This window comes from Eggerthella sp. (assembly GCF_048329335.1).
Lineage (GTDB): Bacteria > Actinomycetota > Coriobacteriia > Coriobacteriales > Eggerthellaceae > Eggerthella > Eggerthella lenta.
Window position 1 is genome coordinate 1 of sequence record NZ_DBFEGU010000489.1, and the last position, 8,532, is coordinate 8,532.

Annotated in this window: 8 protein-coding genes; 7 read left to right on the forward strand and 1 reads right to left on the reverse strand. The window is 65.8% G+C overall.

Annotated elements, in window-relative coordinates; genetic code table 11:
• The first annotated feature begins 435 nt into the window (after positions 1–435).
• The 7 genes from ACMO6A_RS15130 to ilvC all read left to right on the forward strand — a co-directional run bounded on the left by ACMO6A_RS15130 (position 436) and on the right by ilvC (position 8,149).
• Positions 436–957 carry a transcription termination/antitermination NusG family protein gene (locus ACMO6A_RS15130; protein ID WP_015760826.1) on the forward strand — a complete coding sequence of 174 codons (522 nt, stop codon included), beginning with the start codon at positions 436–438 and terminating at the stop codon, positions 955–957.
• Positions 958–1,214: 257 nt separating this feature from the next.
• On the forward strand, positions 1,215–1,727 hold the full coding sequence (gene loaP, locus ACMO6A_RS15135; RefSeq protein ID WP_015760825.1) for an antiterminator LoaP: 513 nt from the start codon (positions 1,215–1,217) through the stop codon (positions 1,725–1,727).
• The gene (locus ACMO6A_RS15140; protein ID WP_157011367.1) at positions 1,708–2,721 is read left to right on the forward strand and encodes a sugar transferase; all 1,014 of its coding nucleotides are present in this window, start codon (positions 1,708–1,710) and stop codon (positions 2,719–2,721) included. The genes loaP and ACMO6A_RS15140 overlap by 20 nt, the downstream gene beginning before the upstream one ends.
• A 327-nt stretch (positions 2,722–3,048) precedes the next feature.
• Complete coding sequence (ilvD, locus tag ACMO6A_RS15145) at positions 3,049–4,722, forward strand: dihydroxy-acid dehydratase (protein ID WP_009609251.1); 1,674 nt, start codon at positions 3,049–3,051, stop codon at positions 4,720–4,722.
• On the forward strand, positions 4,719–6,611 hold the full coding sequence (ilvB, locus tag ACMO6A_RS15150) for a biosynthetic-type acetolactate synthase large subunit (RefSeq protein WP_009609236.1): 1,893 nt from the start codon (positions 4,719–4,721) through the stop codon (positions 6,609–6,611). The genes ilvD and ilvB overlap by 4 nt, the downstream gene beginning before the upstream one ends.
• On the forward strand, positions 6,608–7,093 hold the full coding sequence (gene ilvN, locus ACMO6A_RS15155; RefSeq protein WP_009304310.1) for an acetolactate synthase small subunit: 486 nt from the start codon (positions 6,608–6,610) through the stop codon (positions 7,091–7,093). Before ilvB ends, ilvN begins: the two co-directional genes overlap by 4 nt.
• Before the next feature lie 60 nt (positions 7,094–7,153).
• Complete coding sequence (ilvC, locus tag ACMO6A_RS15160; protein ID WP_021410263.1) at positions 7,154–8,149, forward strand: ketol-acid reductoisomerase; 996 nt, start codon at positions 7,154–7,156, stop codon at positions 8,147–8,149.
• A gap of 133 nt (positions 8,150–8,282) precedes the next feature.
• Here the strand turns inward: ilvC and ACMO6A_RS15165 are convergent.
• Positions 8,283–8,532, reverse strand: a 250-nt coding sequence (locus tag ACMO6A_RS15165) for a transposase (RefSeq protein WP_418471493.1), incomplete at its 5' end; no start/stop codon positions are given.

Sequence of the window (8,532 nt, forward strand, 5' to 3'; positions counted from 1 at the left end):
CTGTTCACTGTTGCACTTCCGGCGCTCTGCCGTTATCATCTTGTAAAACAACGCTGCGCGCCGAACGGGTTTTTGTTACATGTTACCGGTCTTTTGTGTCGAGGCGTCTTGCAATGACGTGAGCCTATGGTTAAATAGAGCGCGCTTTACAAACGAGTAACGGTTAGGGTACAAGTTTATGGGCTTTCCGGCTTCAACATATCGCTTCATCGATGAGCATGCAAGCTCGTCGACGGAGCAGTGCGCCCTGGCTCGCCCTGCTTCTGCAATCTGCGATGACATGCTGACCCAAAAACCGTCCGGGGGGGGCAGTCTGAGAAAGACTGTCGCGAGCCGCATCGAATAGGCGGCGTCGCTCGCGCCGCGTCCGTCGGATGCGTCGTTCGAGAACCCCGCGTCATCAGGATCTCTCCAACTGAATCGATCGAGCCGCCCGTGCCTTCGCGCGGTCGGGCTCGCTATGTGCTGCAGGTGGTGCCGGGCAGGGAGCGCGCCGTGGCCGAGCGCGTCAAGGCGCTTGCCGGTCCGGAGCTGGTGCGCGACTGCTTCGCGCTGAGCTACTGCATCCTCAAGAAGAACCAGGGCGTTTGGCGTCTGCTCACGGAGACCATGTTCCCGGGTTACCTGTTCGTAGCTTCCGACGACATCGAGGCTTTCGAGAAAACCATCAAACGTTCCACTGCGTTCGCGCGCCTTCTGGGCGCCGAGCGGCGCGCTTTCGCGCTGCGGCCCGAGGAGGCCTCGTTCGTGCATGATTTCGGCGGGCCGAGCCACGTGGTGGGCTTTTCCCGCGGCACGATAGACAACGGCCGCACCATCATCGACGAAGGGCCGCTACGCGGTCACGTCGACCGCATCAAGAAGATCGACCGTCACAAGCGCATCGCCTACCTGGACATCGGCCTGCTCGATCAGAAGCAGGTGAGGGTGGGACTTGAGATCGTGCGCAAAACCTGACCTCGCCCTTCGCAGCTTGAACCAGCTTGCTGCGAGGAGCTCGACGGATAGGCGCCGACGGCGAAACCCCTCCTTCGATCTCCCCGCAGGAAACTGCATGCGCCTTTACGGGCGCGACCGAACATACTTCGATGCGCGAAAACGATGCCGCGTGTGCGTTTCGCCAGCTTCGAAGGGATGAATACCCCCGTCATACGTGCGCGTCGGCGGCGCAGCCGAAGGGCGAAGCCATGCCGTCGCGCGTTGAGGAGCCGTGCATGTGGTACGTGGTGCAGACGGTGGCAGGGCGCGAGTTCGCCGTATGCCGCCTGATAGAGAGCTTGGTCGAGGACGATGTGCTGCAGGAGTGCTTCGTGCCGCGCTACGAGGTGCAAAAGCAGTTCCGCGGCCAGTGGCGCACCTGTACGGCCACGCTGTTCCCCGGCTACCTGATCGTGGTGACCGACCGCGTGGACGAGCTGGAATCGCAGCTTCGGCGCGTGCCGGCGTTCGCCTGGGTGCTGAGCAACGACGGGGGTTTCGTTCCTTTGGAGCGCGACGAGGTGGCGTGGATCGACGCGTTCACCGAGAAGGGGCATCGGACGGTGGGCGTGTCCGAGGGTGTGATCGAGGGCGACCGGATCATCGTGCTGAAGGGCCCGCTGGTGGGCCGCGAGGGCTGGATCAGGAAGATCAACCGTCGCAAGCGCACCGCGTATCTGGAGATCGATATGTTCGGGCGAACCATCCAAACGAAAATCGGATTGGGAATTGTCAGAAAACGAACTTGAAAACGGAATAACGGCAGTGGACGCCGGGGGAGCGGTTGCCCTGGACGACGGCTGCTGCCCTGAGCGTGGAGCTGCCGCCCCCGGTCATCCTAAAAAAGCGACCGGAGGGGTCCGCCAGGCTGTCATCCTGAGCGAAGCGACCGTAGGGAGCGAAGTCGAAGGATCCCGAGCGGCGCCGGCCGAAAGCGTACGCGAGTACGAACCGCTGGCTGTCGAGGGGCGGCTGGGGTACCACTTCGTGAAGCGGGCGTTCGATATCGTGTTCTCGGCGTGCGCGACGATCGTAGGGTTGATTCCGGTCGCTCTTCTTTGCCTGGTTATCCGCCTGGAATCCCCCGGCTCCCCAATATACCTCCAAGAGCGCGTCGGCTATCGCGGCAAGCCGCTTCGCATCCTCAAGCTGCGCACCATGGTGGCCGACTCCGACGACGTGGAGAAGCACCTGAGTCCCGAGCAGCTAACGCAATGGGAGCGCGAGCGCAAGGTGGACGACGACCCCCGCGTCACGCGTGTCGGGCGCTTTCTGCGCAAGACCTCCCTCGACGAGCTCCCTCAGTTTCTGAACGTACTCGCCGGCCAGATGAGCGTGATCGGCCCGCGCCCTGTCGTCGAGGAGGAGCTCGCGGCCTACGGCGACGATGCGGGCGAGCTCCTCTCCGCGAAGCCCGGCATCACCGGCTGGTGGCAGGTGCAGGCCCGAAACGACGCGACCTACGGGGACGGCAGCCGCCAGGAGCTGGAGCTGTCGCGAGGAGGGCTTTCCGGCGCTCCGCGACGTTTCGCCCAACCGCTCCGCGGGGAGGGGCTACCAGCACCTCGCCTAGCGAGAGCTCCGGCACCTCGCGACGCCTGGCAGCTTCCCCAGCGCCCCGAACCCCCGTCTCCTCAATCCCCACCGCCTCCATGTGGATTTACCGCGCAATCGCTTCGATCGTCAAAGTTTTACTTGCGACGTCGTGAAGCTGGAGTATACTTACCCGCAACAAGTTCATAGACGAAATGCGTTGACGAGGACAGTAGGGACGAACCCATCTTCAGAGAGCCGGCGGATGCTGCGAGCCGGCGGTGGGCGGCCTGAACGCCACCTCCGAGCAGTTCGGCTCGAACGCGACGGCACGCAGCGGACGACCTCCGCGTGCAGCCGGGGCAAGTAGGCTGAACCGGCGACTCCGTTATCAGTCCGATCGAGAGCGACCGCGGCGCGCAGGGATGCGTGCAGCCGGGCGCATCTCCCTTCCTTCTGAGGTCCTGGTGCAGCTTGCTTGCAGCGGGATTTTTTTATGCCACGAAACCGGCAACGCCAGGAAGGAAGGGATCGGACATGCAACTACGCAGCGATGCCGTGCGATGCGGCACGGCGCGCGCCCCGCACCGAAGCCTGCTCAAGGCCGACGGCATCACCGACGAGGAGATGGAACGGCCGCTCGTCGCCGTCTTCAACTCCCGCAACGACATCATCCCCGGCCATAACAACCTCGACAAGATCGCCGAAGCCGTGAAGGCGGGCATCTACATGGCCGGCGGCGTGCCGTTCGAGATATCCACCATCGGCGTGTGCGACGGCATCGCCATGAACCACGACGGCATGCACTACTCGCTCGTGTCGCGCGAAGCCATCGCCGACTCGCTGGAATGCGCGGTGCAGGGCCATGCCTTCGACGCGCTCGTGTGCATCCCGAACTGCGACAAGATCGTGCCGGGCATGCTGCTGGGCGCGCTGCGCGTGAACATCCCCACGGTGTTCGTGTCGGGCGGCCCGATGCTCGCCGGCAAGCAGCCGGGCGGGTGCGGGCCCACCACCGACCTCAACACGCTGTTCGACGGCGCGGCGCAGGTGATGAACGGCGACATGACCGAAGCCGAGCTCAAGCGCTACGAGGACACCGCGTGCCCCACCTGCGGCAGCTGCTCGGGCATGTTCACGGCGAACTCCATGAACTGCCTGTGCGAGGCCCTGGGCATCGCGCTTCCCGGCAACGGCACCGTGCCCGCGGTGTACTCCGAGCGCATCCGCTTGGCGAAGCATGCGGGCATGAAGGTGATGGAGCTGCTGGAGAAGGGCATCTGCGCGCGCGACATCGTGAGCGCGGCCGCCTTGCACAACGCCATGGAATGCGACATGGCCTTCGGCGGCTCCACGAACACGGTGCTGCACCTCACGGCCATCGCGCGTGAGGCGGGACACCCCATCACGATGGACGACTGGGACGCCGCGAGCGCGCGCACGCCGCACCTCGTGAAGCTGCAGCCCTCCGGCCCGCGCCCGCTGTCCGACCTGTACGAGGTCGGGGGCGTGCCTGTGGTCATGCACGAGCTGGCAGAGCTCGACCTGCTCGACCGCAGCGCCGTCACGTGCATGGGCACGCTCGACGAGTACCTGCAGGCCTGCACGAAACCGGCCGACGGCGAGGTGTGCCGCGCGCACGACAACCCCTTCTCCCCGTCAGGCGCGCTCAAGGTGCTGCACGGCAACATCGCGCCCGACGGCGCCATCGTGAAGAAGTCGGCCGTCGATCCGTCCATGCTCGTCCACACCGGCCCCGCGCGCTGCTTCGACAGCGAGGAGGAGGCCTGTGCGGCCATCAACGCCGGCAAGATCGCGGCGGGCGACGTGGTAGTCATCCGCTACGAGGGCCCCAAGGGCGGCCCGGGCATGCGCGAGATGCTGACGCCCACGTCCTCCATCGTGGGGATGGGTCTGTCCACCAGCGTGGCCCTGATCACCGACGGGCGCTTCTCGGGCGCCACGAAGGGCCCGGCTGTGGGGCACGTGAGCCCCGAGGCGGCGGCCGGCGGCCCCATCGCGCTCATCGAGGAAGGCGACCCGGTGACGGTCGATATCGAAGGCGGCGCGCTCACGCTGGGCGTGGACGACGCCGAACTGGAACGCCGTCGCGCGGCCTGGCGGCCGCCGGCGCCGAAGCACGACCACGGCGTGCTCGCGAAGTACGCGAAGCTCGTCTCGTCGGCAGACAAGGGGGCGTACGTATCATGACGAACGCACGGAGCACCGCAACCGACGGCCGCGCGCCGCGCCCGAACCAGGCGAACGCCACCGAGGCCGGCGCCCCGCGCGGCCTGGGCAGCAAGACGCCGAAGCAGGGCAAGACGATGAAGGGCGCCGAGGCCGTGGTGGCCTCGCTCGAAGCCGAGGGCGTCGACCTCGTGTTCGGCTATCCCGGCGGCCAAGCCATCAAAATATACGACGCGTTGTACGACTCGGACCAGATCAAGCACGTGCTGGCGCGCCACGAACAGGGCGCCGTGCACGAGGCCGACGGCTACGCGCGCGCCACGGGCAACGTGGGCGTGGCCATCGTCACCAGCGGCCCGGGCGCCACGAACACGGTGACGGGCATCGCGACGGCCTACATGGACAGCGTGCCGCTCGTGGTGATCACGGGCCAGGTGCCGCGCGGCGTCATCGGCACGGACTCGTTCCAGGAATCCGATATCGTGGGCATCACCATGCCGGTGGTGAAGCACAGCTACCTTTTGCAGTCCACCGACGAGCTGACGACTACGTTCCGCGAGGCGTTCCACATCGCCAAGACCGGCCGTCCCGGCCCCGTGCTCATCGACGTCCCGTCGGACCTGGCCAGCGAGCTCATGACGTTCGAGTACCCCGACGACGTGAACCTGCCGTCGTACAAGCCCACCTACCGCGGCAACGCCAAGCAGATCAAACAGGCCGTGTCCCGTATCAAGCAAGCAGAACGTCCCGTGCTGTACGTGGGCGGCGGCACCGTGTCCTCTGGCGCGTCCGAAGAGCTGAAGGCGCTGGCCGAGCTCATGCAGATTCCCGTGGTCACCACGCTCATGGGCAAGGGCGCGTTCCCCGCGTCCCACGAGCTGAACCTGGGGCCCGTCGGGATGCACGGCTCGAAGTACGCGAACCTCGCCATGACGGAAAGCGACCTTATCATCGCGGCGGGAGCGCGCTTCTCCGACCGCGTCACCGGCAAGCTGGACGAGTTCGCGCCGCACGCCGACGTCATCCACATCGACATCGACCCGGCCGAGATCGGCAAGGTGCGCGAGGTGCAGGTGCCCATCGTAGGCGACCTCAAGGGCGTGCTGGCCGGCATCGTGTCGACGTTGGAGAAGGAAGGCGCGCGCCCCGGCACGGGCACATGGGTGGAGCAGATCTCCGCCTGGCGCACGCGCTACCCGTTCTACCATCCCGGCGTGGGGGACGACCCCGACGAGATCGTCCCCGAGGTGGTGCTGAAGAAGCTGTCGGAGTCGCTCGATCCTCAGAACAGCGTCGTCGTGACCGAGGTGGGGCAGCACCAGATGTGGGCGGCCCAGAGCGTGGACCGTGAGGCGCCGCGCAGCTTCCTGTCGTCGGGCGGCCTGGGCACGATGGGCTTCGGCTTCCCGGCCGCCATCGGCGCGGCCATCGGCTGTCCGGAGAAGCAGGTGGTGTGCGTGGCGGGCGACGGGTCGTTCCAGATGAACAGCCAGGAGATGGCCACGGCCAGCATCCACCGCGTGCCGGTGAAGGTGCTCATCCTGGACAACCGCTGCCTCGGCATGGTGCACCAGTGGCAGAAGCTGTTCTACGACGAGCGCTACTCCTCGACGCTGCTGGACGCCAGCCCCGACTTCGTGAAGCTGGCCGAAGCGTACGGCTGGCGGGGCGAGCGGGTGGAGAAGCCCGCTGACGTGGACGCGGCGCTGGCGCGCATGCTGGCAAGCGACGGGCCGTACCTGCTGGACGTGGCCATCTCGCGCGATCAGAACGTGTATCCCATGGTGGCGCCGGGCCGCGCGCTCGACGAGGTGATCGGCGCCATCGACGTGGCCGTGGGAGCCGTGCGCACCGACGTGCCCGAAGGCGACGAAGCCGATGGAAGCGACGTGGAGGGGAGCGACCGATGAAGCACATCCTGTCCGTTCTGGTGGAGAACAAGCCCGGCGTGCTGTCGCGCGTCACCGGCCTCATCTCGCGGCGCGGCTTCAACATCGAGTCGCTGTCGGTGGGCCCCACCGAAGATCCCACCATGTCGCGCGTCACGGCCATCGTGAAGGCCGACGACGTGGCCTACGAGCAGATCACGAAGCAGCTGCACAAGCTGATCAGCGTGCACAAGATCACCGACCTCACCAACGACGCGGCCATCGAGCGCGAGCTGGTGCTGTTCAAGGTGAACGCCCAGCCCGACCGTCGCAACGAGATCATCGAGATCGCCAACGTGTTCCGTGCGAAGATCGTGGACGTGGGCCGCAGCTCGCTGACCATCGAGGCCACGGGCGACGAGAGCAAGCTCAAGGGCATGGAGGACCTCTTCCGCGCCTACGGCATCAAGGAGATCACCCGCACCGGCAAAATCGCCATGTCCCGCAATTCGAAGGACGTGTGAGGCTCGCGCGGCGCATCCCGAACACCAGGTAACCTCAGCCAATAGAAAGGAAAAACGAACATGGCTGTCACGATCTATCACGAGAAAGACGCGAACCCCCAGCTCATCCAGGACAAGAAGGTGGCCATCATCGGCTACGGCAGCCAGGGCCACGCCCATGCGCTCAACCTGCTGGACTCGGGCGTGGACGTGCGCGTGGGCCTGCGCGAGGACTCGCGCTCGCGGGCCAAGGCCGAGGAGGCGGGCCTCAAGGTGATGAGCGTCGCCGACGCTGCCGAGGAAGCCGACTTCATCATGATCCTCACGCCCGACGAGACCCAGGCCGCCACGTACGAAGCGGACATCGCCCCGCATCTCAAGGCCGGCGACACGCTGGCGTTCGCGCACGGCTTCAACATCCACTTCGGCTACATCGAGCCGCCCGCGGAGGTCGACGTGGTCATGATCGCGCCGAAGGGCCCGGGCCACATGGTGCGCCGCGTGTTCACCGAAGGCGCGGGCGTGCCGTGCCTCATCTGCGTGAACCAGGACGCGTCGGGCCAGGCCAAGGATGTGGCGCTGTCGTACGCGTGGGGCATCGGCGGCGCGCGCGCCGGCGTCATCGAGACCACGTTCAAGAACGAGACCGAAACCGACCTGTTCGGCGAGCAGGCCGTGCTGTGCGGCGGCGTGACGGCGCTCATCAACGCCGGCTTCGAGACGCTGGTGGAGGCGGGCTATCCGCCCGAGATGGCCTACTTCGAGTGCTTCCACGAGATGAAGCTCATCGTGGACCTCATGTACGAGGGCGGCATGTCGAACATGCGCTACTCCATCTCGAACACGGCCGAGTACGGCGACTACTACGCCGGCCCGCAGGTGATTACCGACGAGACGAAAGCCGCGATGAAGACCGTGCTGGCGCGCATCCAGGACGGCAGCTTCGCCCACGAGTTCATGGAGGACTCGAAGAACGGCCAGAAGTGGCTCAAAGAGCAGCGCATGGAGCATGGCAACGCCCAGATCGAGGAAGTGGGCGCCAACATCCGCTCGATGTTCAGCTTCGTGAGGAGGTAGGACTGCGGTCCGTCGCCCGCGCAGACGGAGAAGCGCGGGCAGACGGGTTCGATTCGCCGGAGACGGCTTCGCACAAAGAAGGGGCCCGACGTTGAACTGCGCCCCGGTTCTTGGACAAGGAAAATAAAGGTGGCTATGCTGCTAAGGACTGGTTCCGGAATTCCTCCGGGGTCAGTCCTTTCAGTTTAACCTGCCTTCGCCTCGTGTTCCAGTGGACGATGTACGCCTCGAGCCTCTCCTTGCACTCCTCGAAGCTCTCGAAGCTCTGCCCGCGGAAGAACTCGTCCTTGATATGGCCGAAGACCTGCTCGGTCGCGCCGTTGTCGATGCAGTTGCCCTTTCTCGACATGCTCTGGACGATGCCCGCCTCCTCGAGCGTCTTG